The sequence below is a fragment of the Mumia xiangluensis genome, from assembly GCF_010994095.1.
In the GTDB taxonomy this organism is placed as follows: Bacteria; Actinomycetota; Actinomycetes; order Propionibacteriales; family Nocardioidaceae; genus Mumia; species Mumia xiangluensis.
The window spans coordinates 652,593-677,701 of sequence record NZ_WJYO01000002.1 but is presented as its reverse complement, the minus strand read 5'-3'; the positions used below and the strand labels follow the sequence as shown (position 1 = coordinate 677,701).

Here is a 25,109-nt window from a genome sequence, read left to right as displayed (position 1 = left end):
CGATACGCGCTCCGCCAGCGCTCCGCGCTACTCGACCAGCGGTGGTGGGGCGTGCTGAACCAGCGGGGCGTGGGGCGGGGCAGCAGCGCTAGCATCGCGGCATGCTGCATCCTCAGGCCCGTGCCGCGATCCCTCCCGACGACGCCACCTCTGTCGCCGCGTCCGACGTGGCTGCGGAGCGCGCGGCGGACCGAGAGGCCGCGCTCGCCGACACGATCCGCATCGACGTCGCCCATGTCGCTGACCTGGACGCCGACGGCGTTCCCGTGCGCCTCTACCGGCCTGAGGAGGACGCACCCGTCCTTCTCTACGTGCACGGCGGCGGGTGGGTCTTCCACGACCTGGAGACCCACGACGCGTTCTGCCGCTACCTCGCGAACGCGACCGGCTGGGCGCTCCTGTCCGTGGACTACCGGCGCGCCCCGGAGGACCCGTACCCCGCACCGCTCGACGACGTCGCAACGGCGCTGGCGTGGCTGCGCGAGCACGGCGACGAGCATGCGCTCGACACCTCGCTCGTCGCGGGGCTCGGCGACTCCTCGGGCGCGAACCTGGTCGCCGGGCTCTGCCTGCGCGACCGCGGCGCGCTCGCGTACCAGGTGCTGGTCTACCCACCTGTGGACGCGCTGGCCGACACCGAGTCCCGCCGGGAGGAGGGCGTCGCCGCGAACGGCTTCGTGACTGCCGACATGGACTGGTACTGGGACCAGTACGCCCCCAGCGAGGAGCTCAAGACCCACCCGGAGGTTTCCCCGCTGCGGGCAGCCGACCTCGGAGGCCTCCCGCCTGCGCTCGTGATCACCGCCGAGCACGACCTGCTGCGCGACGAGGGTGAGGCGTACGCCGCACGGCTCGCCGAGGCCGGAGTCCCCACCGTCGCGTGGCGGGCGCTCGGGATGACGCACGGGTTCTGGCGCCGGCCCTGGGAGTTCGACGCGTCGCGCTCGGCCGTCCGGCTGGTGGCGGGCACCCTGCACGACCTCGCCTCGTCATCGGGCGGCTGAGCCTGGAGCGGTTGATCGTCGCGGGACCGAGTGCTGAGAGACTGAGCGCATGCGCGTTCACATCGGTTGCGACCACGCCGGCTTCGAGCTCAAGAACCACCTCGTCACCCACCTGCGCGGGCAGGGACACGACGTCGTCGACCACGGCCCCGCCGAGTACGACGCGCTCGACGACTACCCGCCGTTCTGCATCGCGACCGGCGAGGCCGTCGTCGCCGACCCCGGCAGCCTGGGCATCGTCATCGGCGGCTCGGGCAACGGCGAGCAGATCGCGGCCAACAAGGTCGACGGCGTCCGGGCAGCGCTGGCCTGGTCCGTCGAGACGGCGACGCTGTCGCGCCAGCACAACGACGCGAACGTCGTCGCGATCGGCGCCCGCATGCACACCATCGACGAGGCCACACTGCTCGCCGAGACGTTCCTGGCGACCCCGTTCAGCGGCGACGAGCGTCACGCCCGGCGCATCGACCTGCTGACCGCGTACGAAGGCTCACGCAGCGCCGCCGAGCGCGGCGGGGACGCCTGACCCGTGCCCGAGGGGCACACGCTCCACCGTCTGGCGCTCGACCTCGACGCTGCCTTCGCCGGTGACACGACGTGGTCGTCGAGCCCGCAGGGGCGGTTCGTCGACGGCGCCGCACGCATCAACGGCCGGCTGATGGAGAAGGCCGAGGCGTACGGCAAGCAGCTCTTCGTCGCCTTCGCCGGCGTCGAGGAGCAGGTGCGGATCCATCTCGGCCTGATCGGCGGTCTCGCCGTCCACGAGTCGCCGCCGGGCACGGGCGGCGTCGGAGACCTCGGTGCCCGACCGGTCGTCGGCCAGGTGCGGTGGCGTCTCGAGTCGGCGCGGTCCTGGGCAGACTTGCGAGGCGCGACCGTGTGCACGCTGCTGACACCGGAGGAGCAGGCCGCGTACGTCGCCAGGCTCGGGCCCGACCCGCTTCGCGACGACGCCGATCCTGACCGCGCGTGGCGGCGCATCAACCGCTCACGCGTCTCGATCGCCGCTCTGCTGATGGATCAGGCGGTCCTCGCTGGTGTCGGCAACGTCTACCGTGCCGAGATCCTGTTCCGGCACCAGCTCGACCCGTTCATGGAGGGGCGGTTCCTCCGCCGCGCGGAGTGGGACGCGGTCTGGGGCGATCTCGTCGGACTCATGGCGTACGGGGTCCTGCACAACCGGATCGACACCGTGCGTCCGGAGCACGAGCCCGAGGCGATGGGTCGGCCGGCACGCAAGGACGACCACGGGGGAGAGGTCTACGTCTACCGGCGCACGCATCAGCCGTGCCTGGTGTGCGAGACCCCGGTGCGTACGGAGGTCGTGGCGGGCCGCAACCTGTTCTGGTGCCCGCGGTGCCAGCCGCGGAGCCGACGTCGTACGCCCGTGCGCGGCTGATCGCTGGCCGGCCCGTTTGCCACGCTCCCACCGCAAACGCCTGCCGTGCACCGCGAATATCCGGTGCACGGCAGGCGTTTGCGTGGTGGGCGTGGCAAACGGCGCTGCTGGTACTGGGAACGGGTCAGCTCAGGTCGGGGAGCGCGCGTGCTGCGAGCATCGCGCTGATCTCTTCGCGCTCCCGACGCGCGGCGGCCAGCTCGTTGGCGGAGCCGAGCGCGTTGGCACGGGAGACGTCGGTGGAAGCGAAACGTGCGAGGCCTGAGGCGGCCACCTGCCAGGCGAGATTGAGGGGACTCATCGCGAACCTCCGAGGAGAACGGCCGACGCGACGCCTGGTCCGCCTTCCCTGCCAAGCGGGCCAGGCGCCGCGTTGTGAGTGCCGGTTCGTGGATGCGTGATCTCGATCCGACACCACCGACACTAGGCGCCCCGGTCGGCGTCGGCGTTATCTGCGAGTGACATTCGGGTAAATTCGCCCGATCTCAGGTCGTCCGGCGGCGATCTCTCAGGGCCTCGAGAAGGGCGGTGCGCACCTCGGCGGGCAGCGGGTCGTCCTCGAGGCTGCCGAGCTCGCGGACCGTCCGGCGCATCTGGTCCACGTAGGTCGTGCAGCCGGGGCAGCCCGCCAGGTGCGCCTCGACGGCGCGGGCCTCCTCGGGCGGCAGTGCGTCCTCGAGGTACGCGGTCGCGAGCTCGACGACGTCACGGCACTGATCGATGCGCATCGGAGCCACCTCCTCCTTCGAAGTATGCCGCGACCTCGTCACGCACGGATGCGCGTGCGCGGTGCAGGAGCACGCGCTGGTGGCCAGGGGTGATGTCGAGGAGGTCGCAGACCTCGGCGCTGTCGCAGCTCTCGATGTCGCGCAGCGTGATGACCACCCGCTGACGGTGCGGCAGCCGAGCGACCGCCTCCTGGACCACGTCGCGAAGCTCGGCCGACGCCAGCGCCTGCTCCGGCCACTCGTCCGGGAAGGCGCGCCAGTGGCCGGGGTACGGGTCTTCGGGCCCCTGGAAGCGTGCGGCGCCGACCACGGGGCCGGCGTCCTCGCCCTCGAGACTGCCCATCGGCAGGATGCGGCCCTCCTGGCTGGCGCGACGTCGCGCCGCGTTCACCAGGATCCGGTAGACCCAGGTCCGCAGGCGGCAGCGCCCTTCGAAGCCGGGCAGCGACGTGACGACGGCGAGCCACGCGTCCTGGACCACCTCGACGGCCGAGGCGTCGGAGGTCACGAACGTGCGCGCGACGCGGCGCATCCCGGGCGACCATCCGTCCACGACGAGGGTGAAGGCCGCCTCGTCGCCCGCGAGCAGCTGCGCGACGAGGATCTCGTCCGCGGGCAGGGGGTGCGACGGCGGGGAAGACATGGTCGACCTCACCCTAGCCCGGGCGTACGGATCTCTCGCCGGTCTCGAGTGCGCGTAACGTCTGGCGGGCTCGTGTCTCTGAACGGTATGAGGAAGACGCGCACCACCCGTACGGCCGACTCCGCGCTGCGGCGGCGCCTTCGCCCGCTGCACCTGGCGGTCGCCCTCCAGGGGACGCTCCTGTGGGTGCCGATCGAGAAGCTCTTCATGGTCGACATCGGCTTCACGGCTGCCAGCATCGGGCTCATGGCAGCCGCGTACGCCGCCGTCGTCCCTCTCCTGGAGATCCCGTCGGGAGTGCTCGCGGACCGGTGGAGCCGCCGCGGCGTCCTGGTCGTCGCCGCGGTGGCGCTGCTGCTGTGCAGCCTCCTCGGCGGGTTGAGCAACGGCGTGGTGGGCTACGTGGTGAGTGCGTTGTTCCTCGGCGTCTACTTCGCGATGTACTCGGGCACCGTCGACTCGATGGTCTACGACACCGTTCTCGAGGAGACCGGAGCCGGGGAAGGGTTCGAGCGACGGATCGGCCGGCTCCGGCTCGTGGAGAGCCTGGCGTACGTCGCGAGTGCGGTCGCCGGCGGCGTTCTCGCGGGGGCGACCTCGCCCCGAGTCACGTACTTCGCCACCGTGCCCTTCGCGGCGCTGTCCGTGGTCGCCCTGCTCCGGTTCCGTGAGCCGCGCCTGCACCGCTCGGAGGCGCCGAAGCCGCTGCGGGAGCATGTCGCGGTGACCCTGCGAACGGTGACGCGGCACCCGGACGTCAGGCTGCTGGTGGTCGTCGGTGCGCTCGGTGGCGCCGTCGTCCAGCTGCTGTTCGAGTTCGGTCCGCTGTGGCTCGTCGCCCTGTCGGTCTCCGCCTTCCTCTACGGTCCCTACTGGGCCGCGATGACCGCGACCCTCGGCCTCGGCGGGCTGCTGGCCGGGCGCCTCGCGCTCGCCCGCGTACGGATGGTCCTGGCCGTCACGGCGGTGATGCTCGGTGCCGCACTGGTGCTGGTGCAGGGCGACGCCGTCCCCCAGGTCGTGGCCGCGCAGGTGCTTCTGGTGATGGCGCTGGTCGTGGTCGGGATCCACCTCTCGCAACGGCTGCACGACGCCGTGCCGTCGGCTGTGCGAGCAGGAGTGGCGTCGGGGGTGGGGACAGCGACCTGGCTCACGTTCCTCCCGTCGGCGCTCGTCTTCGGCTGGGTCGCCGAGGCACACGGGCCGTCGGTCGCCGGGTGGCTGGTCGTGGGGCTGCTCGTCGCGATCGGGGCCGGGATGTGCTGGATCGCCGTCAGGGAGCCGCGTTCTCACCGTGCAGAGAATTCGATGGAGGATGACCCCGCGTCCTCCCTAGGGTCGAACGGTCGGTCGATCCCGATCGGCACTCCGACAGAAGGGAACCATCCATGAGGAACACCCTGGTGCGCACGCTCGCGTCGGCGACGGCCGTGGCAGCGGTCACGGCCGGTGGCGTCACCGCGCTCGCGAGCCCTGCGAGCGCCGACGACTACCGGTGCAAGACCAGCGCGAAGGAGTTCCCGACGACCGGCTTCAACGCTGACGTGAAGGTCGAGCTGTGCCTCGTGCGCAGCTGGGGAGGCTCGGGCGGCAGCAACGAGATCAAGCGCGCCTACGCCCGCGTCAGCTGGGGCGAGTCCGGCTCCGGCAAGTGGGAGAAGTTCGCCGTGCAGGTGCGGATCGAGCAGAACGACTCGATCGTCAAGAGCAAGACGTGCGAGGTCACGAACATCGGCAACACGTCGGGCTCGTACACGTGCACGCTGGGTCCGTACACGAACATCTCGGGCAACACCGCGGACGGGACGGTGACGTACAACGTCAACGACGACGGCCTCGGCAACCAGTCCTGGGGACTGGCCGGGACGCCGAAGCTCTGAGAACGGACTGTGCCGCCTGGATCGGGCCGGGCGGCACAGGGCACGGCTCGCGGCGCAGGACGGGCGTGGAGCGGACGACGGGAATCGAACCCGCGTAATCAGTTTGGAAGACTGAGGCTCTACCATTGAGCTACGTCCGCGCGTTGTCGCCGGGCCGTACGCCCTGCGGTCAACCGCGACCATGATGACACACCGACCTGCTGTTCCCCGCAACGGGGCGAGCTTGCGTGTGGCGTCGAGGAAGTGGAGCGATTCGGGGTCGCTCGGCATCGTCTACTACAGTGGTGCGGGCGCCCGCACCACGCGAACGGTGCGCACCGGGATGTAGCGCAGCTTGGTAGCGCATCCGCTTTGGGAGCGGAGGGTCGCAGGTTCAAATCCTGTCATCCCGACAGCCGACGACACGTCACCACAACGGTGACGTCTGCACGACGACCAAGGAGAACGTACTCGTGAAGAGTGCCCAGGAGAATCTGAGCCCGACCCGGGTCAAGCTGACCATCGAGGTTCCGTTCGAGGAGCTCAAGCCGGCCCTCGACAAGGCCTACAAGACGATCGGGTCGCAGATCTCGGTCCCCGGCTTCCGCCGCGGCAAGGTCCCCTCGAAGGTCGTCGACCAGCGCGTGGGTCGCGGCGCGATCCTCGACCAGGCCATCAATGACGCCCTCCCGGGCATCTACTCGCAGGCCGTCGCCGAGGCCGGCATCCAGCCCCTCGGCCAGCCCGAGGTCGACGTGACGCGCCTCGAGGACGGGGAGCTCGTCGAGTTCACCGTCGAGGTGGACGTCCGCCCCGAGTTCGAGACGCCCGACCTGAGCGACATCGAGGTCACCGTGCCCGACGTGACCGTCGAGGACTCCGACGTCGACGAGCAGGTCGAGGCCCTCCGCGAGCGTTTCGCGACGCTGACCGAGGTCGACCGCGCCGCCGCCGACAACGACTTCGTGACCATCGACCTCTCCGCCAGCAAGGACGGCGAGAAGATCGACGCCGCCCAGGCGAGCGGTGTCGCGTACCAGGTCGGCAAGAACTCGATGCTCGACGGGCTCGACGAGGCCGTGACCGGCATGAGCGCCGGCGAGACCAAGACCTTCCAGACGCAGCTCGCCGGTGGCGACCTCGTGGGCGAGGATGTCGACGTCGAGGTCACGCTGACCGTCGTCAAGGAGCAGGAGCTCCCCGAGCTCGACGACGACTTCGCGCAGACCGCGTCGGAGTTCGACACCGTCGACGAGCTGCGTGCCGACGTCAGCGAGAAGCTCCTCCGCGGCAAGCGCATCGAGCAGGCCGCCGACGCCCGCGACGCGGTGCTCGAGGCCGCGCTCGAGAAGCTCGACGTTCCGCTGCCGGAGACGCTCGTCGACACCGAGCTGACCAACCGCCGCCAGCAGATCGAGCAGCAGCTCGCCTACGCCGGCATGTCGATGGACGCCTACCTCGACTCCGAGGAGCAGACCGTCGACGAGTTCGAGGCCGACCTCGAGAAGCGCGTCCGCGACTCGCTCGTCGCGCAGTTCCTCCTCGACCAGGTCGCCGCCGACTCCGAGATCGGCATCGAGCAGGACGAGCTCACCGAGCACATGCTCCGCCGCGCGCAGCAGTCCGGTGAGGACCCGCAGTCCTTCATGCAGCACATGGTCGAGCACAACCACATCCCGGAGCTCGTCTCCGAGGTCGTCCGCGGCAAGGCGCTCGCGGCGATCGTCGAGAACGCGACCGTCAAGGACGAGTCGGGCAACGTCATCGACCTCGCCAACCTGCGTGGCGACGGCACGATCGGCTCGCCCGACGAGGCCGAGGACGACGAGGCCAAGGCGGACGACGCCGGCTGAGTCTCTGCCGAACCCGTACGACGGCCCCTTCCCGCGCTGCGGGGAGGGGCCGCCGTCCTGTGTGACGAGCGTCCGATTCGGGCGTACGGGCTGGCGCAGACGCCTCGGATACCGGGAGTATGTGACGGTGCCTCCCACGCCACGTACCGCGCACACCGTCGCGCTGGCTCTCGGCTACGCCGACGACGTCGTGGTTCCGTGCGTCCGGGAGGTGCACGGCACGGTCGCGCGCCGCGTCTTCGGGTCGGTTGCGGGCGGCAGGGCGCCGCAGGTGCTCCACGACGCGGTCGCGGCCGTGGCGTACGCAGGAGTCTCGGGAGGTCTGCGCGGGGCGAGCCTCGGGCTCCGGCAGCTCGCCGACCGCGGCATCGGGGCGCCCGTCGAGCGCACCCCGCGCACCCGAATGCTCCGGTCCGCGGTCAACGCCCTGGTCGGTGACCGGCTCGCCGACGCCGAGGACCCGTATGCCCTGCCGATGGCCCTGCGGGTCGGCGGCGAGGACGTCGTGCCCGAGCCGTACGCGTTCGCCCTCGCCTACCCCGAGGCGACCAGCGAGATCGTCGTCCTCGTCCACGGGCTCGGCGAGAACGACGACTCCTGGGACCGTGGTGCCGACCGGCGCGGCGAGACGTACGACGACGTGCTGCGCGACCGGACGGGCACGACGCCGGTCCGGCTGCGCTACAACACCGGCCGGCACGTGTCCGACAACGGCGCCGACCTCTCCAACCTCCTCACCAAGGTCGTCGCTGGATGGCCGGTGCCGGTCTCGCGGCTCCACCTGGTGGGGCACTCGATGGGCGGGCTCGTCATCCGGTCCGCGACGGCGTACGGCGTGGCGCGCCGCGCCGCATGGACCGACACCGTCGCGACCGTGGTCTGCCTCGGCACCCCGCACCTCGGCGCCCCGCTCGAGCGCGCGGTCCACCTCGGCTCGCGGGCCCTGAGCGTCGTCCCCGAAAGCCTGCCGTTCGCCGGGATCCTCGGCTCACGCTCGGCCGGTATCACCGACCTCCGCCACGGCTACGTCACCCGCGAGGAGTGGCACGGCCAGGACCTGACCGCCCGGTGGGGGGACGGCCGGCTCGCGGTCGCACCGCTGCCGCGCGCCGCGTACCACTTCGTCGCGGCCACCGCCGACGTCATGGTGAGCACCGCGTCCGCCTCGGGGACGCCGTACGGCGACTCACCCGTGGTCGACGGAGCCTCGACCACGCGGGTGGCCACCGGCCACCTCGGACTTCTCAACCACCCGCGGGTCGCCGAGCGGCTGGCAGACTGGGTCGCCGGCCGTCCGGCGGCGCTCCCGGCCGGCACGTCCACGGACTGACCCGCCTCGCCCACACCCCGAAGGGACCCGCATGCCCACGCCCACCGCCGACCCGTACTTCCTCGAGGTCAGCACCGACGTCGCCGCATCTCCGCGAGCCGTCTGGACTGCCGTCTCCGACCTGCGGCGCATGCCGGAGTGGAGCCCGCAGACCCGCCGGATGGTGGTCCTTGGCCGCACGGCCGTCGGCACGCGCACGATCAACGTCAACCGACTCGGGTGGAAGGTCTGGCCGTCGACGTCGAAGGTCGTCCGGTACGAGCCGCAGCGGGCGATCTCGTTCCTCGTCCCGGTCAACGGCATGGTGTGGACGTACGAGATCGAGGATCTCGGCGACGGCACGACCCGGATCGTCGAGCGGCGCGAGGCTCCGAAGGGCTCCACGAGCATCTCCAAGGTGCTGATCAAGCGGTTCCTGGGCGGTCACGAGGGCTACTCCGCACGACTCGAGCAGGACATGGCAGCGACGCTGGCGAGGATCAAGGCGGCGGCGGAGCTCGACGCCTGAGCGCTCGGGGCGGGTTGTGCGCCCGTAGCGAAATCCGACGGGTTCCGCTCGGGTTCGTCCGCCCGCCCCGCTAGGGTCGAGCACGTGAACACAGAGACGACTCCCCGCATGGCCGGCGACGTCGGCCCCTCGGATCTCGACGGCCACATCTACCAGCGCCTCCTCAAGGAGCGCATCGTCTTCCTCGGTTCCGAGGTTCGCGACCAGAACGCGAACGCGATCTGTGCGCAGATGCTGCTGCTCAACGCCGAGGACCCGAAGAGCGACATCCGGCTCTACATCAACTCGCCCGGTGGCTCGGTCGACTCGGGCATGGCGATCTACGACACCATGCAGTTCATCTCGAACGACGTCGTCACCGTCGGCATGGGTCTGGCGGCCTCGATGGGCCAGTTCCTGCTCGCTGCGGGCACGACGGGCAAGCGGTACGCCCTCCCGCACGCGCGGATCATGATGCACCAGCCTTCCGGCGGTCTCGGCGGCTCGGCCTCCGACATCCGCATCCAGGCGGAGCAGAGCCTGATCCTCAAGCAGCAGCTCAACGAGCTCCAGTCCTTCCACACCGGCCAGTCCCTCGAGGCGATCGAGCGCGACTCCGACCGTGACCGTTGGTTCACCGCGGAGCAGGCCAAGGACTACGGCTTCATCGACCACGTGATCGCTCGCGAGAACGACGTGACGCGGGGTGAGGCATCGTGACCGCCACGTCCTTGCCGCTGTCCCGTCTGTCGTTGGGCGACCCGACCCCAGGAGCCGACATGACCATGCCGCACCAGCAGTTCGCGCCGTCGATGAACTACTACATCCCGCAGTGGGAGGAGCGGACGTCGTACGGCTTCCGCCGCATCGACCCGTACGCGAAGCTGTTCGAGGACCGCATCATCTTCCTCGGCACCCCGATCTCCGACGACGTCGCCAACGCGGTGATGGCGCAGCTGCTGTGCCTCCAGTCGATGGACCCGGACCGCGACATCTCGCTCTACATCAACTCGCCCGGCGGCTCGTTCACCGCGCTGACGGCGATCTACGACACGATGCGCTACCTCAAGCCGGACGTGCAGACCGTGTGCCTGGGCCAGGCGGCCTCGGCTGCGGCAGTGCTGCTGGCGGCGGGCACGCCCGGCAAGCGTCTGGCGCTCCCCAACAGCCGCATCCTCATCCACCAGCCGTACACCGAGGGCACCTACGGGCAGAGCTCCGACCTCGAGATCACGGCCCGCGAGATCCTGCGCATGCGCGATCTGCTGGAGACGATGATCTCCGAGGCGTCGGGCAAGCCCAAGGACGAGGTCAGCCGCGACGTGGAGCGCGACAAGATCCTCACCGCCGGCCAGGCGGTCGAGTACGGCCTCGTGGACCAGATCCTCGAGACCCTCAAGACCCCTGCGGTCTGATCACGATCTGACACGCCCGTGTGCCGGGTCGGCCGCACGTCGGCCCGGCACAGGGTACGGTCGATAGAAGCATCGCTGGGGGAGAGCCCCGCGCGACGAAGGTGAGGAAGCAGTGGCACGCATCGACGGCGGCGACCTGCTCAAGTGCTCGTTCTGCGGCAAGAGCCAGAAGCAGGTCAAGAAGCTGATCGCCGGGCCAGGCGTCTACATCTGCGACGAGTGCATCGAGCTCTGCAACGAGATCATCGAGGACGAGCTCCAGGAGACGTCCGAGGTCTCGCTCGAGGAGCTCCCGAAGCCGCGCGAGATCTACGAGTTCCTCAACCAGTACGTCATCGGCCAGGACTCCGCCAAGAAGTCGCTCGCGGTTGCGGTCTACAACCACTACAAGCGCGTGCAGGCTGGTGCCGCCGCGGGTCGCCACAAGGACGACGTCGTCGAGCTCGCGAAGTCCAACATCCTGCTCGTCGGCCCGACCGGGTGCGGCAAGACCTACCTCGCCCAGACCCTCGCCCGGATGCTCAACGTCCCGTTCGCGATCGCGGACGCGACGGCGCTCACGGAGGCCGGCTACGTCGGCGAGGACGTCGAGAACATCCTCCTCAAGCTGATCCAGGCCGCCGACTACGACGTCAAGAAGGCCGAGACGGGCATCATCTACATCGACGAGGTCGACAAGATCGCCCGCAAGAGCGAGAACCCGTCGATCACGCGCGACGTCTCCGGAGAGGGTGTGCAGCAGGCGCTGCTCAAGATCCTCGAGGGCACGACGGCCTCGGTGCCGCCCCAGGGCGGGCGCAAGCACCCGCACCAGGAGTTCATCCAGATCGACACCACCAACATCCTCTTCATCGTGGGTGGTGCGTTCGCCGGCATCGAGCAGATCATCGAGAGCCGCAACGGCAAGATGTCGCTCGGCTTCAACACCAACCGCGAGGAGCGCGCGACCGAGCGGGTCACGGGGCACGTCTTCACCAAGCTCATGCCTGAGGACCTGCTCAAGTTCGGGCTGATCCCCGAGTTCATCGGCCGCCTCCCGGTCATCGCGACCGTCGAGAACCTCGACAAGGAAGCCCTCGTCGAGATCCTGACGCAGCCGAAGAACGCCCTCACCAAGCAGTACGGCAAGCTCTTCGCGATCGACCAGGTCGAGCTCGAGTTCGCCGAGGACGCGATCGAGGCGATGGCCGACCTGGCGCTGCTCCGTGGGACCGGCGCGCGTGGTCTGCGCGCGATCATCGAAGAGGTCCTGCTGAACGTCATGTACGAGGTGCCGAGCCGTGACGACGTCGCGAAGGTCGTCGTCACCAAGGAGACGGTCCTCGACAACGTCAACCCGACGCTGGTGCCTCACCGCGACGAAGAGCGCCGCGACAAGGCTTCCTGAGCCCGCACCGCCAGCTCCGCCCACCTCGCTGGCCGAGTGGGCGGAGCCGCGCCCCCACCTCGCTGGTCGAGTAGCCCGAGCCGCGCCCCCACCTCGCTGGTCGAGTAGCCCGAGCCGCGCCCCCACCTCGCTGGTCGAGTAGCCCGAGCCCCTGGGCGAGGGCGTATCGAGACCCCCGGGCGTCGACCAACGCGTGGTCTCGATCGCTTCGCGCCTCGACCAGCGAGGGGGGTCTACGAAGCAAGCGCCGACGTGCCGAGGATGAGCAGCAGCGACGTCCCCGCGGCGGTGCTCGTCGCGACCGTCGCCAGCGTGAGGACACCTGCGGGCAGTGGCCACAGGTCACGTACGCGCAGGCCCAGGCCCAACCCGAACATCCCGGCTGCCAGCAGCAGGGTCGTGGCCGCGTCTGCGAGGTCCAGCGCGACAGGGCCGACCACCCCGGTGGCTCTGACGGCGACGGCGATGACGAAGCCGGCGACGAACCACGGGACGACCGGGGCGCTCGTGGCGCTCTGCCTGCCCTCTCGCCCCGCGGCGACGAGATAGACGCCGGCGAGCGTCAGGACGCGGCCCAGCTTGATCGTCGTGGCCAACGCCACCGCGAGCGGTCCTCCGATCAGTGATGCTGCGACGACGACCTGGGCGACCTCGTGGATGCTGGCGCCGGCCCACAGGGCGGCGTGCTCAGTGGACAGGCCGAGCACGCGCGAGGCGACAGGGATGACGGCGATCATGGCGGTCCCGTAGACCGTGACGAGGGCAACCGCGACCGCGACGTGGCGCTCGCGCGCTCGGACACCGTCCTGGACGGCGGCGATGGCTGCTGCACCGCAGACCGAGAACCCGGCAGCGATCAGGGTGACGAGCCCGCGCTCGACACCGAGAGCATCGCCGACCGCGGTCGTCACGCCGTACGTGATGGCAACCGTTGCGACGACGACGACGGCCCCACCGAGACCGATCCCGAGCAGGTCCCCGAGGGGAAGGCGGAGGCCGAGTAGCACGATCCCGGCTCGTAGGCAGGTGCGGGCTGCGGCGGAGGAGAGGGCGAGGCGCCCCGCCGCTGCCGTCGACGTGTTGGCCACGACGGCACCGAGGGCCAGAGCGACCAGCAGCGGGCCCAGCAGCGGTACGACGCCACTGACCAGCATGGCGGTGGCTCCGGCGGCAACCGGGGCCGATACGAGGACGGGACGGGGGAGGCGGGTCACCTGTCCAGCATCGGCGCGTGGCGCCGTACCCAGTAGTCGCGAAAATCGTCCTGACTCATAAGGTGGGGTGATGACTCCGGACGTGGACGTGCAGACGCTTCGCCTGCTGGTCAGCGTCGCTGAGCGCGGCAGCCTGGGCGCAGCAGCCCGCGAGCTCGGTATGACGCAGCCTGCTGCCAGCGCGCGAGTCCGTGCGTTCGAGGCGCGTTGGCGGGTCAGCGTCCTTGAGCGGTCGCCTCGAGGATCGCGTCTCACCGAGGACGGCGAGGCCGTCGTGTCCTGGGCACGCACCCTCCTCCACGAGCTCGAGACGGTGCGCTCCAGCCTGCTGGCGCTCGGCGAGGAACGGCGGACGGGCGTGGCGGTGGCAGCGAGCCTCACGATCGCGGACCTGATCCTCCCGCGGTGGCTCGCCGAGCTGCGGGCACGCCGACCGCAGGTCAGCCCGCGCCTCCACGTCGTCAACAGCGACACCGTCGCGGCGATGGTCCGCGACGGAGACGTGGATCTCGGGTTCATCGAGTCCGCCCGCACGCCACCGGACCTCGCGGCGCGGGTGGTCGGCCACGACAGCCTCGCCCTCGTGGTCGCGCCCGGGCATCCGTGGGCGCGACGCCGTACGCCGTTGACCCTCGAAGAGCTCCAAGCCGCGACCTACGTCGTGCGCGAGCCGGGGAGCGGGACCCGGAGCACGTTCGAGGCGGCGCTGCGACGGCAGCCCGACGTGGTCCTCGAGGCGAGCTCGACCAGCGCTCTGCTCGGCGCCGCCGCCGCGGGCGTCGGGCCTGCGGTGGTCTCGCGTCGGGCGGTCGCCGGTGATGTCGAACGCGGTCGGCTGGCCGTCGTACCGACAGAGCTCGACCTGCGTCGCCCGCTCACCGCGATCTGGGACCGGCGCCGCCGCCTCCGTGACGCGGCGGCCGACCTGGTCCTCATCGCTGCTGAGGCCTCGCGCGAGGCGTGACGGTCGGCAGGGCGCCGGCGGCCCCTAGACTCGCCCCGTGACCTACGCCTTCGCCCTGCTCGGAGCCACCGGATTCACGGGTGGGCTCACCGCCGACTACCTCGGGGCACATGCTCCGGCAGGCACCACCTGGGCGATCGCCGGGCGCAACCGCGCCAAGCTCGACGCCGTCGCTTCGCAGATCTCCGACGCCGGCGGGGTCGTCCCCGACGTCGTGGTCGCTGACGTGCACGACCCTGGACACCTGCTCGCGCTCGCGGAGTCGACAGGGGTTCTCGCCTCGACCGTCGGTCCGTACTCGCTTCACGGCGCCGCCGTCGTCGCCGCGTGCGCCGCCTCCGGCACCGACTACTGCGACCTCACCGGCGAGCCGGAGTTCGTCGACCGGATGTGGCTCGAGCATCACGACACCGCCGTACGCTCGGGGGCTCGCCTCGTGCACGCGTGCGGGTTCGACTCCGTCCCGCACGACCTCGGAGTGCTGCACACGGTCCAGCAGCTCCCGTCGGACGTGCCGATCACGGTTCGCGGATACGTGCGCGCCAGCGCGGACTTCTCCGGCGGGACGTTCCAGTCGGCGCTCGGTGCTTTCGCCGGCTTCCGGTCCTCGCGTGCGACCGCCAAGGCGCGCCGCCGGCGCGAGGGACGCCCGGCCGGACGGCGGGTCCGAGGTCTGCCCGAGCGACCCGGACGCGGCATCGGCGGGACCGGGTGGGCGCTCCCGCTGCCGACGATCGACCCGCAGGTCGTCCTGCGGTCAGCGCGAGCGCTCCCGGCATACGGGCCCGACTTCTCGTACGGGCACTTCGTCGAGTTCCGTCACCTGCCGGTCGCCGTCGGTGCCGCAGTCGGCGCCGGCGCCGTCGTGGCGGGCGCCCAGGTGCCCCCGATCCGTGAGGCGCTCGGCCGGTTCAAGGGCGCAGGGGAGGGCCCGAGCGAGTCTCGCAGGGCCCGGTCGTGGTTCCGGGTGCAGTTCGAGGCCGAGGCCGGCGGCGCGCGGCTGGTCACCGAGGCGGCGGGCGGCGATCCGGGCTACACGGAGACGGCACGGATGCTCGGCGAGTCGGTGTTCGCGCTCGCCTTCGACGACCTGCCGGACACCGCTGGCCAGGTCACCACCGCGGTCGCGATGGGCGACGCGCTCCTCGCACGGCTCCCGTACTTCCGCACGCTCTGACCGACTGTCGCCCGACACCACTCCGCGCCGAGCAGGAGCGTCGCCCACGCAGCGACGGTTTCGACCGTCGAGCGACACGTCCAGCCGTCGCTCGATGGTCGAAACCGTCGCTCGGTGGGTCCCAGGGCGGTCTCGCGTCAGCCGATCGGTCAGAAGCTGAGCTTGAACCCGACGTGGCTGGCGGTGAAGCCGAGCCGCTCGTAGAAGCGGTGCGCGCCCTCGCGGGATGCATCGGAGGTGAGCTGGACGAGGGTGCAGCCGCGGGCGCGCGACTCCTCGATCGCCCACCGGATCATGGCCGAACCGAGCCCAGCGCTGCGGAGGTCGCTGCGAACCCGTACGGCCTCGATCTGCGCCCGCGTCGCACCGCGGCGGCCGAGGCCGCGCATGTACGTCAGCTGCAGGGTGCCGATGACCTCGCCGTCGCGCACGGCGACCACGACGCGCTGGTTCGGGTCGCCGGCGATGTCGGCGAGCGCGTCGTGGTACGGGGTCAGGTCGTCGGGAGACTCGCGGGTCGCGCCGAGCGGATCGTCGACGAGCATCGCGACGATCGCCCGTACGTCGTCGGCGGCCGCGTCGCGGACCACGACGCCGCTGACCCCGGCGAGGCTCGTGCCGTCTACCCCGCTCACTGCGCCGGTGCCGCCGGCGGCTTCGGCTCGGGGTCGGCGAGCACAGCCTCGACGACGAGGTCGTTGCCCTGCTGGGACGGATCGACCACGAACTCGACCTCACCGGTCACGTTGCCGGCAGACCGCAGGTCCGGGAGGGCGCGCTTCGCGATCCCGACGCGCTGCTCGGAGCCGCGGACGACCAGGCCGGTCACCGCCGTACGCTGGCTCACCTTCGCGGTCGACTTGGCGCCGCGGATGCCCGCGAGCACCTCGCCGGCAGCGACCAGGAGCGCGGGGTCGTGCGGGGTCGTCGTGATCTCGAACTCGGCGTTCGGCCACTCGGCACGGTGGATCGAGCCCTCCTGCCACCACGACCACACCTCTTCGGTGACGTAGGGGAGGAACGGCGCGAGCAGCCGCAGCTGGACCGAGAGCGCGATCGCGAACGCTGCCTTCGCCGAGTCGGCCTCGGCCGCGTCGCCGCGCGCGCGGTCCTTGACCAGCTCGAGGTAGTCGTCGCAGAAGCCCCAGAAGAAGCGCTCGGTGACCTCGAGGGCGGTGGTGTAGTCGTAGGCCTCGAACGCCTCCGTCGCCTCGATCGCGACCTGGCGCAGGCGACGCAGCATCGACAGGTCCAGGGCCTCGGTGACGCGGTGCGGCTCGACGAACGACGCGTCGACACCCAGGCCGTACGACTCTGGTGCGGCGAGCACGAACTTCGACGCGTTGAGCACCTTCATCGCGAGACGGCGGCCGACCTTCATCTGCGCCTCGTCGAACGGCGAGTCCGCCCCCGGACGGGCGCCGGCAGCGCGCCAGCGCACCGCGTCCGCGCCGAACTTGTCGAGGATCTCGGTCGGGACGACGACGTTGCCCTTCGACTTCGACATCTTCTTGCGGTCGGGGTCGACGACGAAGCCCGAGATCAGCGCGTGCGACCACGGCGACGTCTGGTTCTCGAGGTGCGCACGGACGACGCTCGAGAAGAGCCAGGTGCGGATGATGTCGTGCGCCTGCGGTCGCAGGTCCATCGGGAACGTCTTCTCGAACAGCTCCGGATCACGCTCCCAGCCGCACACGATCTGCGGGGTGAGCGACGACGTGGCCCACGTGTCGAAGATGTCGGGATCGCCCATGAAGCCGCCCGGCTTGCCGCGCTGGTGCTCCTCGAAGCCCTGAGGCGCCTGCGACTGAGGATCGATCGGCAGCTCGGACTCGTCGGGGACGATCGGGCTGTCGTAGTCGGGCTCGCCCTCGCCGTCGAGACGGAACCAGACCGGGATCGGCACGCCGAAGAAGCGCTGGCGGCTGACGAGCCAGTCGGTGTTGAGGCCGTCGATCCAGTTGGTGTAGCGCGACTGCATGTAGGGCGGGTACCAGGCCATCTCGTGCCCGCGGGCGACGAGCTGGCCACGCAGCTCGGGCTCCTTGCCGCCGTTGGAGAGGTACCACTGGCGGGTCGAGACGATCTCGAGTGGCTTGTCGCCCTTCTCGTAGAAGTTCGCCATGCGCGTCGTCGGCTTGGGGTCGCCGTCGAGGTCACCCGACTTGCGCAGCGCCTCCACGATCGTCTCGCGCGCGGAGAAGACGGTCTTGCCGGCCAGCTCCTCGTACGCTCGGCGGCCGTCGTGCGACGAGATCCAGCCCGGGATCTCTCGCAGGATGCGGCCGTCGCGGCCGACGACGGTCCGGGTCGGCAGGTCGTACTCCCGCCACCACTGGACGTCGGTCAGGTCGCCGAACGTGCAGCAGTGGACGATGCCGGAGCCCTTCTCGGGGTCGGCGGAGGGGTCGGCGATGACCGGCAGCTCGACGCCGAAGAGCGGGGACGTCGCCGTGCTGCCGAAGAGGTGCTGGTAGCGCTCGTCGTCCGGGTGCGCGATGAGCGCGACCGCAGACGGCGTCAGCTCGGGACGCGTCGTCTCGACGTGCACCTTGGTGCCGTCTGCCAGCGTGTAGCCGACGCGGTAGTAGTGCCCGGGGTAGTCGCGCGCCTCGAGCTCGGCCTGAGCCACGGCGGTCTGGAAGGTGACGTCCCACAGCGTGGGGGCGTCGGACGTGTACGCCTCCCCGCGGGCCAGGTTGCGCAGGAACGCGCGCTGCGACGCCGTACGGGAGACCTCGCCGATCGTCGTGTAGGTCTGCTCCCAGTCGACCGACAGGCCGAGGGTGCGCCAGAGGTCCTCGAACGCCTTCTCGTCGATCGCGACGAGCTGCTCGCACAGCTCGATGAAGTTGCGGCGGCTGATCGGGATCTGCTTCTTGGCGTCCGGCTTCTCCGGCGGCGTGAAGTCCTCGTCGTACGGGAGCGACGGGTCACAGCGGACGCCGAAGTAGTTCTGGACGCGACGCTCGGTGGGGAGACCGTTGTCGTCCCACCCCATCGGGTAGAAGACCTCCATGCCGCGCATCCGCTGGAAGCGGGCGACCAGGTCGGCGTGCGTGTACGAGAAGACGTGCCCGACGTGGAGCGAGCCGGAGACGGTCGGCGGAGGGGTGTCGATCGAGTACACCTGCGCGCGCGTCTTGGAGCGGTCGAAGGAGTAGGTCCCACGCTCCTGCCACAGCGCGGACCACTTGGCTTCGAGGCCCTCCAGGGCAGGCTTCTCCGGCACGTTGCTCATGGACGCCAGTCTAGGAGGCGGGTGCTGGTGTCGAAGAACCGGTTCTGCCTGTGGTCACGGGCTGGGCGGGCCTGCGTCAGTGCCGGCCGAGACCCGCTCCGCCTCGGGCCCGGGGAAGTCGTCCGCTGCGTCGACGTCCTCCTTGCGACCGAGCGCGCTCGGCCACCACATGTGGCGACCCACGTCGAGGTTGAGCGCCGTCACGAGCACCGACCTCACGATCATCGTGTCGAGCAGCACGCCGAAGGCCACCGCGAAGCCGATCTCGGCGAAGAACACCAGCGGCAGCGTCCCGAGCACGGCGAACGTGCCGGCGAGCACCAGACCCGCCGACGTGATGACGCCACCGGTGGCTGCGAGGCCGATCAACGCGCCCCGGCGCGTGCCGAACTGCAGGGCTTCCTCGCGCACTCGTGTCATGAGGAAGATGTTGTAGTCGATACCGAGCGCCACCAGGAACACGAAGACGAACAACGGGAACGACGTGTCGGTGCCGGCGAAGTCGAAGACGTGCCGGAACACCAGGGCACTGACTCCGAGCGCGGCACCGAACGACAGCACGACCGTGCCGAGCAGGATGACCGGCGCGGTGATCGCCCGGAGCAGCACCATGAGGATCAGCAGCACGACGATCAGGACGGCCGGGATGATCACACGGTTGTCCCGTGCCGACGCGTTCTGGATGTCGAGCGTGACGGCGGTCATCCCGCCGACCAGGGCGTCGGGATCGACGGCGTCGAGATCGCTGCGCAGCGACTCGATCTCGTCGTACGCCGCATCGCTGTCCGGCTCGGCCTCGAGCGTGCCCTCCATGTAGGCCCAGTCGCCCTGGACCTGCGGTTCGGTCACGCTGCCTGCCGCGATGCCGTCGCTGGCCTGGAAGGTGGCCCGGACGTCGTCGGCGGTCTCGGGGCTCGACAGGACCACGACCGGCGCCCCTGCGCCGCCCGGGAAGTGCTCGGCCAGGACCTTCTCGCCCTTGACCGAGTCCGGGGTGCCGAGGAACGCCTCCTCGGTGCTGAGCCCCGTCGCGTTGAGCTGCACGATGCCGATGCTGGCGATCGCGAGCAGGAGGGACGTCGTCACCCAGACGCGGCGCGGTGCGCGGGCGATCCGGCGTCCGACCCCTGCCCACAGGCCGTGGGTGCTCGGGTCGGCGTCGAGGTAGTGCGGGATGCGAGGCCAGAAGATCCACCGGCCGAGCACCACGAGCAGCGCCGGCAGCAGCGTGAGCATGACCAGCAGGCCGGCGACGATGCCGATGGCTGCCACGGGACCGAGACCACGGGTGGACGTCATCTCGGCGAGCAGGAGGCAGAGCATGCCGATCGCGACGGTCGCGCCGCTGGCGATGATCGCGGGTCCTGCGCGGTGCAGGGCGACAGCCATGGCTTCGTTCCGGCGCTCGTGCCGGCGCAGCTCCTCGCGGTAGCGGGCGACGAGCAGCAGCGCGTAGTCGGTGCCCGCCCCGAAGACGAGCACGGTCAGGATGCTCGCGCTCTGCCCGTCGACGGTCAGGTCGGCGTGCTTGGCCAGGAGGACCACGACCGCTTGCGCCACGGTGAGCGCGACGCCGGCCGAGATCACCGGGAGCAGCCACAGCACCGGACTGCGATAGGTGAAGAGCAGCAGCACCGTGACGACACCGGCCGCGGCGAGCAGCAGCGTGCTGTCGATGCCCTCGAAGACCTCGGCGGAGTCGGCCGCCTGTCCGGCGGGGCCGGTGACGAACGCGTCGAGACCGTCAGGGCCGTCGTTCGCGACCTCCTCGATCTCGTCGACGACGTCGGGAGCCTTGTTCCAGCCGTCGGCGCCGAGGTTGAGCGGGACGATGATCTCGAGTGCTTCGCCGTCCTCCGACGGGATCGGGCCGACGACCTCCCCGTCGAGGTCGTCGCGCTCGGCGAAGGTCGCCGCGTCCTCCTGCGCGGCGGCGAGGTCGTCCGGTTGCAGGCCGCCCTCCCGCTCGTACACCACGACCGCGGGGATCATGTCGGGCGACGAGAAGGTCGCGGCGGCGTCGAGCGCCTTCGTCGACTCCGCGCTGGTCGGCAGCCAGTTCTCGGCCTCGTTCTCCTGGACGTCGGTCAGCTGCCCGGCCAACGGGCCCAGCAGCGCGACGACGATCACCCAGCCGACGATGGTGAGGGCGGGTGTGAAGCGGTGATTGATCCATCCGGCGATCGAACGGTGCATGACGGTCCCCCCGGGCGACGTTCCCTATCGACCCTACGACCGGGGAGGGTTCCAGAACTCATCGCTTGCATCCCTGGGATACTGGACAGCGATGACAAATCCCACGTACGCCGAGGTCGAGCGCGCGCTGCTGGCGCGCTGGCCTGAGTCGAAGCTCGAGCCGTCGCTGGACCGCATCCGCGCCCTGTGCCGGGTGATGGGCGACCCGCAGTCCGCGTACCCGGTGATCCAGATCACCGGCACCAACGGCAAGACGTCGACCGGCCGCATGATCGACGCGCTCCTGCGGGGCCTCGGGCTGCGGACCGGCCGGTTCACCAGCCCCCACCTGGTCTCGATGACCGAGCGGATCAGCATCGACGGCGAGCCGTTGAGCGAGGACCTCTTCGTCGAGGCGTACGCCGACGTCGCCGCGTACGCGCAGGTCGTCGACGACAGCCAGCCGGTGGCTCTCTCGTACTTCGAGCTGATGGTCGGCATCGCCTACCAGGCGTTCGCCGACGCGCCGGTCGACGCCGCCGTCGTCGAGGTCGGGATGGGCGGCACCTGGGACGCGACCAACGTGGCCGACGCCTCGGTCGCCGTCATCACGCCTGTCGCCGTGGACCACTCCCGCTACCTGGGTGACACGCCGGGAGACATCGCGGTCGAGAAGGCCGGGATCATCAAGCAGGGTGCGCAGGTCGTCGTCGCCCGCCAGCCCGAGGACGCGGCAAGCGAGATCTTCGCCCGAGCCTCCGAGGTCGGCGCGACGCTGCACCGCGAGGGAGTCGACTTCGGCGTCGTCGAGCGGACGCCCGCGCTCGCGGGTCAGATGCTCACGCTCCAGGGCATCGGCGCGACCTACGACGAGGTGTTCCTCCCGCTGTTCGGCGCGCACCAGGCCGACAACGCTGCGTACGCACTGGCGGCCGTCGAGGCGTTCACCGGCGGCAAGGAGCTCGACGCGCAGATCGTCCGCGACGCCTTCGCCGAGGTGACGTCGCCCGGCCGGCTCGAGGTCGTACGCCGCAGTCCGACCGTCGTCCTCGACGCCGCGCACAACCCGGCGGGCGCACGTGCGGCCGCCGAGGCGATCCAGGAGGCGTTCTCGTTCTCGCCGCTGATCGGCGTGGTCGGCGTGATGGCCGACAAGGAGGTCGACGAGATCCTCCAGGCTCTGGAGCCCGTGATGGCCGAGGTCGTCTGCACCCAGAACTCGACCGACCGTGCGATGCCGGCGCACGAGCTGGCCGACATCGCCGAGGGCATCTTCGGCAGCGAGCGTGTCCACGTGGCCAAGGGCCTGCCCGACGCGATCGAGAAGGCGGTGTCGCTGGCGGAGAGCGAGCGGTACGGCGAGGGAGTCGGAGGCGGGGGCGTCCTCGTGACCGGCTCGGTGGTGACCGCAGGAGAGGCGCGAGTCCTGCTCGTGCCGAAGGAGTCGAACGCCTGATGCGCGGGATGTGTGCCGGAGTGCTCTTCTTCGAGGCGATCGTCCTCGCGCTCGCCACGCCGGTGATGATCCAGGTCGAGGGCGTCTCGCCCGCGGTCGCGGCGTCGTACGCCTTGGGTCTGGCCGCTCTCGCCCTCGTGACGTCGGGGCTGCTGCGGCACTCCTGGGCGTACGCCCTCGGCTGGCTCGTCCAGGTCGGTGCCGTCGCGATGGGCTTCCTGCTGCCGATCGCCTTCTTCGTCGGCGGGATGTTCGCCGCGATCTGGGCGGCCGCGTGGGTGCTCGGTCGCCGGATCGAGCGGGACCGCGCGGAGAACCCCGAGTTCTACGCCCGCTGAGAAGGGCTGCGGTCCCTCCTCGCTACTGTGTGACGCATGTCCGAACGCACCCTGGTCCTGCTCAAGCCCGACGCCGTCCGCCGTGGTCTCATCGGTGAGATCCTCGGCCGCTACGAGGCGAAGGGCCTCGCCGTGGCTGCGATGTGGTTCGGGACGATCGACGGCGACAAGGCAGATGCCCACTACGCCGAGCACGTCGAGCGCGACTTCTACCCGCCGCTTCGCGCGTTCGTGACCTCGGGCCCGATGGCCGCGCTGGTGCTCGAGGGCGACTCCGCCATCGAGGTCGTACGTCTCCTCAACGGTGCCACCAACGGCGTGGTGGCCGCGCCGGGCACGATCCGCGGCGACCTCTCGCTCTCCAACCGCGAGAACCTCGTCCACGGCTCGGACTCGGCGGAGTCCGCAGCGCGCGAGATCGCCCTCTGGTTCCCCGAGCTGGGCTGACCGTCCGCCGCTCGTGAGGTTCGTCGAGCCTGACCCGTCGCTCCCCGAGGTGCCACTGGCCGGTGGGGACGTGACCGACGGGCTCGTCCGCGTCGGCGAGACGGTGCGCCGCCCGGTCGGACCGCACAGCCCGCTCGTCGTCGACGTCCTCGCTCACCTCGAACGGGTCGGGTTCGACGGCGCGCCACGTTTCCGCGGGATCGACGCGGCGGGGCGCCAGGTGCTGTCGTACGTCCCGGGCGAGGTCGCCTCGCGCCCGCGGCCGGAGTGGATCGCCGACGAGAACCGGGTCGCGAGCGTCGCGCGCCTGCTGCGTCGATACGACGATGCCGTCGAGACGCTCGGCATCCCGGCGTCTGCCGAGGGCGCGTTGGGCGCGGACCCGCCCGGCACGCCCGCACGGGTCGCCGGCCCGCCGACGCTGGTCGGTCACCTGGACGTCACCCCCGACAACGTGGTCTTCGTCGACGGCGAGGCGCGTGCACTCATCGACTTCGACATGGTCCGGCCGGCGGCGCGTACCGAGGAGGTGCAGAACCTCCTCCTCTGGTGGGCGCCGCTCGTCCCGCGCCCGGACCGGCCGGAGGTCCTCGTGGACGTCGACCCGTTCGCGCGGGCCACCCTCCTCGTGGACGCGTACGGGCTGGCCGCGTCCGACCGCGCTCGCCTGATCGACGTCGCCGAGAACACCGCCGCACGCGCGTGGTTCTTGATGCGCGACCGGGCGGAGCGTCTCGGCGGCGGGTGGGCTCGGATGTGGGACGACGGGGTAGGCGACGCGATCCGGCGGCGGCAGTCGTGGCTCGCACAGCACCGTACGGCGCTGGTCCGCGCCGTCGGCGGCTGACTCGCCACGCCGTGCCGGGCCGTCTGTCAGGTTCTTGCGCAAGATTTGACGCATCGTTGCAGACAGGTGGCGTCCCGCAGGGCTAGGGTTTCGCCATGGCTCGACGAATCGCTGAGGTGGCCGCTCGCGCCGGCGTGAGCGAAGCGACGGTCAGTCGCGTCCTCAACGGCAAGCCGGGCGTCTCGGAGGCCACCCGCTCCACCGTCCTCACGGCGCTCGACGTCCTCGGCTACGAGCGCCCCACCAAGCTCCGGGGGGAGCGGGCGCGCCTCGTCGGGCTCGTGCTCCCCGAGCTCCAGAACCCGATCTTCCCGGCGCTGGCCGAGGTCGTCGGCGCGCACCTCGCGCAGCACGGGCTCACCCCGGTGCTCTGCACGCGCACCGCGGGCGGAGTGGGTGAGTCGGAGTACGTCGACCTCCTCCTCGAGCAGCAGGTCGCCGGGGTGGTCTTCGCGGGCGGCGACTACAGCCAGGCGGACGCCGACCACTCCCACTACGACCGTCTCGTCAACCGCAAGCTTCCCGCCGTGCTGATCAACGCGGCGATCGACGACCTGGCGTTCCCACGGGTGGTGTGCGACGACGCGATTGCCGCCGAGCAGGCCGTCGGACACCTGCTGTCGCTCGGCCACACCCGGATCGGTTTCGTCCTCGGGCCCTCGGACCACGTGCCGTCCGAGCACAAGCTCGCAGCCGCGGTGCAGGTGCTCGAGCGGGCAGGCACGCCGTACTCGCCCGAGCTGGTCGAGCGGAGCCTCTACTCGCTGCAGAGCGGCCAGGCGGCAGCCACGCGCCTGCTGCAGCGTGGGGTGACGGGCATCGTGTGCGCGAGCGACCCGCTCGCGCTGGGGGCGATCCGCGCGGTGCGGCGGATGCGGCTGGGCGTGCCGGAGGACGTCAGTGTCGTCGGGTACGACGACTCCGCCTTCATGAGTGCGACCGACCCTCCGTTGACGACGGTCCGGCAGCCGATCGAAGCGATGGGGCGGGCGGCGATCACCCTTCTGCTGCGCCAGATCGCGGGAGCGCCGACCCCGCCCGAGGACATCTTCTTCGAGCCCGAGCTTGTCGTTCGCCAGTCAACCGGCGCTGCAAAGTTGCGAAATTAATTACATCCTGTCGAGTTCTTGCGGCTTGATGATGGG

The 25,109-nt window shown here is 70.7% G+C and carries 25 protein-coding genes and 2 tRNA genes; 19 read left to right on the top strand and 8 right to left on the bottom strand.

Features of this window, described 5'->3' with window-relative positions:
* Nucleotides 1-101 precede the first annotated feature (101 nt).
* From GH747_RS09395 to GH747_RS09385, 3 genes are read left to right on the top strand one after another with little or no spacing between them, the layout of a single operon-like run.
* Entirely contained in the window at nt 102-1,004 is a 903-nt protein-coding gene (locus GH747_RS09395) for an alpha/beta hydrolase (protein ID WP_149769287.1), read from the top strand.
* Between the two features lie 49 nt (nt 1,005-1,053).
* Nucleotides 1,054-1,530 carry a ribose-5-phosphate isomerase gene (locus GH747_RS09390; protein WP_149769286.1) on the top strand — a complete coding sequence of 159 codons (477 nt, stop codon included), beginning with the start codon at nt 1,054-1,056 and terminating at the stop codon, nt 1,528-1,530.
* Nucleotides 1,531-1,533: 3 nt separating this feature from the next.
* Entirely contained in the window at nt 1,534-2,403 is an 870-nt protein-coding gene (locus tag GH747_RS09385) for an Fpg/Nei family DNA glycosylase (RefSeq protein ID WP_149769285.1), read from the top strand.
* Between the two features lie 124 nt (nt 2,404-2,527).
* Here GH747_RS09385 and GH747_RS09380 read toward each other — a convergent pair whose 3' ends face one another.
* The 3 genes from GH747_RS09380 to GH747_RS09370 form a co-directional block, all read right to left on the bottom strand.
* On the bottom strand, nt 2,528-2,704 hold the full coding sequence (locus GH747_RS09380; RefSeq protein ID WP_153816619.1) for a hypothetical protein: 177 nt from the start codon (nt 2,702-2,704) through the stop codon (nt 2,528-2,530).
* A 184-nt stretch (nt 2,705-2,888) separates the two neighbouring features.
* Nucleotides 2,889-3,131 (bottom strand): anti-sigma factor family protein, encoded by a 243-nt coding sequence (locus GH747_RS09375; protein WP_149769284.1) that lies wholly within the window; start codon nt 3,129-3,131, stop codon nt 2,889-2,891.
* Nucleotides 3,109-3,774: an RNA polymerase sigma factor gene (locus GH747_RS09370; protein ID WP_149769283.1), complete on the bottom strand. Its 666-nt coding sequence runs from the start codon at nt 3,772-3,774 to the stop codon at nt 3,109-3,111. The genes GH747_RS09375 and GH747_RS09370 overlap by 23 nt, the downstream gene beginning before the upstream one ends.
* An 87-nt stretch (nt 3,775-3,861) precedes the next feature.
* Between GH747_RS09370 and GH747_RS09365 the strand changes: the two genes are divergently transcribed.
* Together GH747_RS09365 and GH747_RS09360 are read left to right on the top strand one after the other, a co-directional pair.
* Complete coding sequence (locus GH747_RS09365) at nt 3,862-5,166, top strand: MFS transporter (protein ID WP_149769282.1); 1,305 nt, start codon at nt 3,862-3,864, stop codon at nt 5,164-5,166.
* Complete coding sequence (locus tag GH747_RS09360) at nt 5,163-5,654, top strand: hypothetical protein (RefSeq protein WP_149769281.1); 492 nt, start codon at nt 5,163-5,165, stop codon at nt 5,652-5,654. Before GH747_RS09365 ends, GH747_RS09360 begins: the two co-directional genes overlap by 4 nt.
* 66 nt (nt 5,655-5,720) lie before the next feature.
* Here the strand turns inward: GH747_RS09360 and GH747_RS09355 are convergent.
* A tRNA-Gly gene (locus tag GH747_RS09355) sits at nt 5,721-5,794 on the bottom strand.
* Nucleotides 5,795-5,972: 178 nt separating this feature from the next.
* On the opposite strand from GH747_RS09355, the gene GH747_RS09350 reads away from it, so the two are divergent.
* The 7 genes from GH747_RS09350 to clpX all read left to right on the top strand — a co-directional run bounded on the left by GH747_RS09350 (nt 5,973) and on the right by clpX (nt 12,105).
* A tRNA-Pro gene (locus GH747_RS09350) sits at nt 5,973-6,046 on the top strand.
* Nucleotides 6,047-6,106: 60 nt separating this feature from the next.
* Nucleotides 6,107-7,486: a trigger factor gene (tig, locus tag GH747_RS09345; protein WP_149769280.1), complete on the top strand. Its 1,380-nt coding sequence runs from the start codon at nt 6,107-6,109 to the stop codon at nt 7,484-7,486.
* Between the two features lie 127 nt (nt 7,487-7,613).
* The gene (locus GH747_RS09340) at nt 7,614-8,816 is read left to right on the top strand and encodes a lipase family alpha/beta hydrolase (protein ID WP_149769279.1); all 1,203 of its coding nucleotides are present in this window, start codon (nt 7,614-7,616) and stop codon (nt 8,814-8,816) included.
* Between the two features lie 31 nt (nt 8,817-8,847).
* Complete coding sequence (locus GH747_RS09335) at nt 8,848-9,324, top strand: SRPBCC family protein (RefSeq protein ID WP_149769278.1); 477 nt, start codon at nt 8,848-8,850, stop codon at nt 9,322-9,324.
* A gap of 108 nt (nt 9,325-9,432) precedes the next feature.
* Nucleotides 9,433-10,023, top strand: a complete 591-nt coding sequence (locus tag GH747_RS09330) for an ATP-dependent Clp protease proteolytic subunit (RefSeq protein WP_149769524.1) — start codon at nt 9,433-9,435, stop codon at nt 10,021-10,023.
* 59 nt (nt 10,024-10,082) lie between these two features.
* Nucleotides 10,083-10,718, top strand: a complete 636-nt coding sequence (locus tag GH747_RS09325) for an ATP-dependent Clp protease proteolytic subunit (RefSeq protein WP_267236163.1) — start codon at nt 10,083-10,085, stop codon at nt 10,716-10,718.
* 112 nt (nt 10,719-10,830) lie between these two features.
* Nucleotides 10,831-12,105: an ATP-dependent Clp protease ATP-binding subunit ClpX gene (gene clpX, locus GH747_RS09320; RefSeq protein WP_149769277.1), complete on the top strand. Its 1,275-nt coding sequence runs from the start codon at nt 10,831-10,833 to the stop codon at nt 12,103-12,105.
* Nucleotides 12,106-12,338: 233 nt separating this feature from the next.
* Here the strand turns inward: clpX and GH747_RS09315 are convergent, their stop codons facing one another.
* On the bottom strand, nt 12,339-13,319 hold the full coding sequence (locus GH747_RS09315) for a YeiH family protein (protein WP_149769276.1): 981 nt from the start codon (nt 13,317-13,319) through the stop codon (nt 12,339-12,341).
* Nucleotides 13,320-13,389: 70 nt separating this feature from the next.
* Between GH747_RS09315 and GH747_RS09310 the strand changes: the two genes are divergently transcribed.
* On the top strand, nt 13,390-14,283 hold the full coding sequence (locus GH747_RS09310; protein WP_149769275.1) for a LysR family transcriptional regulator: 894 nt from the start codon (nt 13,390-13,392) through the stop codon (nt 14,281-14,283).
* A 37-nt stretch (nt 14,284-14,320) separates the two neighbouring features.
* Nucleotides 14,321-15,460: a saccharopine dehydrogenase family protein gene (locus tag GH747_RS09305; RefSeq protein WP_149769274.1), complete on the top strand. Its 1,140-nt coding sequence runs from the start codon at nt 14,321-14,323 to the stop codon at nt 15,458-15,460.
* A 149-nt stretch (nt 15,461-15,609) separates the two neighbouring features.
* On the opposite strand, the gene GH747_RS09300 is transcribed toward GH747_RS09305, so the two are convergent.
* From GH747_RS09300 to GH747_RS09290, 3 genes are read right to left on the bottom strand one after another with little or no spacing between them, the layout of a single operon-like run.
* Nucleotides 15,610-16,095 (bottom strand): GNAT family N-acetyltransferase, encoded by a 486-nt coding sequence (locus tag GH747_RS09300; protein ID WP_228552856.1) that lies wholly within the window; start codon nt 16,093-16,095, stop codon nt 15,610-15,612.
* Nucleotides 16,092-18,701 (bottom strand): valine--tRNA ligase, encoded by a 2,610-nt coding sequence (gene valS, locus GH747_RS09295; protein ID WP_149769273.1) that lies wholly within the window; start codon nt 18,699-18,701, stop codon nt 16,092-16,094. Before valS ends, GH747_RS09300 begins: the two co-directional genes overlap by 4 nt.
* A 54-nt stretch (nt 18,702-18,755) precedes the next feature.
* On the bottom strand, nt 18,756-20,897 hold the full coding sequence (locus GH747_RS09290) for an MMPL family transporter (protein ID WP_149769272.1): 2,142 nt from the start codon (nt 20,895-20,897) through the stop codon (nt 18,756-18,758).
* A gap of 91 nt (nt 20,898-20,988) precedes the next feature.
* Here GH747_RS09290 and GH747_RS09285 point away from each other — a divergent pair, with 91 nt between their 5' ends.
* The 5 genes from GH747_RS09285 (at nt 20,989) to GH747_RS09265 (ending at nt 25,073) form a co-directional block, all read left to right on the top strand.
* A complete protein-coding gene (locus tag GH747_RS09285; protein ID WP_205602859.1) occupies nt 20,989-22,332 on the top strand; it encodes a bifunctional folylpolyglutamate synthase/dihydrofolate synthase in 1,344 nt (447 codons plus the stop codon).
* Nucleotides 22,332-22,670 carry a DUF4233 domain-containing protein gene (locus GH747_RS09280; protein ID WP_149769270.1) on the top strand — a complete coding sequence of 113 codons (339 nt, stop codon included), beginning with the start codon at nt 22,332-22,334 and terminating at the stop codon, nt 22,668-22,670. Before GH747_RS09285 ends, GH747_RS09280 begins: the two co-directional genes overlap by 1 nt.
* Before the next feature lie 36 nt (nt 22,671-22,706).
* Nucleotides 22,707-23,117, top strand: a complete 411-nt coding sequence (gene ndk, locus GH747_RS09275; protein ID WP_149769269.1) for a nucleoside-diphosphate kinase — start codon at nt 22,707-22,709, stop codon at nt 23,115-23,117.
* Nucleotides 23,118-23,130: 13 nt separating this feature from the next.
* A complete protein-coding gene (locus GH747_RS09270) occupies nt 23,131-23,964 on the top strand; it encodes an aminoglycoside phosphotransferase/kinase family protein (RefSeq protein ID WP_205602858.1) in 834 nt (277 codons plus the stop codon).
* 95 nt (nt 23,965-24,059) lie between these two features.
* Nucleotides 24,060-25,073 (top strand): LacI family DNA-binding transcriptional regulator, encoded by a 1,014-nt coding sequence (locus GH747_RS09265; protein ID WP_149769268.1) that lies wholly within the window; start codon nt 24,060-24,062, stop codon nt 25,071-25,073.
* Nucleotides 25,074-25,109 lie beyond the last annotated feature (36 nt).

What these genes read in the sequence shown, in the direction of transcription:
- GH747_RS09395 (WP_149769287.1), top strand. Translation starts at nt 102, where the DNA reads ATGCTGCATCCTCAGGCCCGTGCCGCGATCCCTCCCGACGACGCCACC.
- GH747_RS09390 (WP_149769286.1), top strand. Translation starts at nt 1,054, where the DNA reads ATGCGCGTTCACATCGGTTGCGACCACGCCGGCTTCGAGCTCAAGAAC.
- GH747_RS09380 (WP_153816619.1), bottom strand. Translation starts at nt 2,704, where the DNA reads ATGAGTCCCCTCAATCTCGCCTGGCAGGTGGCCGCCTCAGGCCTCGCA.
- GH747_RS09375 (WP_149769284.1), bottom strand. Translation starts at nt 3,131, where the DNA reads ATGCGCATCGATCAGTGCCGTGACGTCGTCGAGCTCGCGACCGCGTAC.
- GH747_RS09370 (WP_149769283.1), bottom strand. Translation starts at nt 3,774, where the DNA reads ATGTCTTCCCCGCCGTCGCACCCCCTGCCCGCGGACGAGATCCTCGTC.
- GH747_RS09365 (WP_149769282.1), top strand. Translation starts at nt 3,862, where the DNA reads ATGAGGAAGACGCGCACCACCCGTACGGCCGACTCCGCGCTGCGGCGG.
- GH747_RS09360 (WP_149769281.1), top strand. Translation starts at nt 5,163, where the DNA reads ATGAGGAACACCCTGGTGCGCACGCTCGCGTCGGCGACGGCCGTGGCA.
- GH747_RS09335 (WP_149769278.1), top strand. Translation starts at nt 8,848, where the DNA reads ATGCCCACGCCCACCGCCGACCCGTACTTCCTCGAGGTCAGCACCGAC.
- GH747_RS09330 (WP_149769524.1), top strand. Translation starts at nt 9,433, where the DNA reads ATGGCCGGCGACGTCGGCCCCTCGGATCTCGACGGCCACATCTACCAG.
- GH747_RS09325 (WP_267236163.1), top strand. Translation starts at nt 10,083, where the DNA reads ATGACCATGCCGCACCAGCAGTTCGCGCCGTCGATGAACTACTACATC.
- GH747_RS09310 (WP_149769275.1), top strand. Translation starts at nt 13,390, where the DNA reads ATGACTCCGGACGTGGACGTGCAGACGCTTCGCCTGCTGGTCAGCGTC.
- valS (WP_149769273.1), bottom strand. Translation starts at nt 18,701, where the DNA reads ATGAGCAACGTGCCGGAGAAGCCTGCCCTGGAGGGCCTCGAAGCCAAG.
- GH747_RS09290 (WP_149769272.1), bottom strand. Translation starts at nt 20,897, where the DNA reads ATGCACCGTTCGATCGCCGGATGGATCAATCACCGCTTCACACCCGCC.
- GH747_RS09285 (WP_205602859.1), top strand. Translation starts at nt 20,989, where the DNA reads ATGACAAATCCCACGTACGCCGAGGTCGAGCGCGCGCTGCTGGCGCGC.
- GH747_RS09280 (WP_149769270.1), top strand. Translation starts at nt 22,332, where the DNA reads ATGCGCGGGATGTGTGCCGGAGTGCTCTTCTTCGAGGCGATCGTCCTC.
- ndk (WP_149769269.1), top strand. Translation starts at nt 22,707, where the DNA reads ATGTCCGAACGCACCCTGGTCCTGCTCAAGCCCGACGCCGTCCGCCGT.
- GH747_RS09265 (WP_149769268.1), top strand. Translation starts at nt 24,060, where the DNA reads ATGGCTCGACGAATCGCTGAGGTGGCCGCTCGCGCCGGCGTGAGCGAA.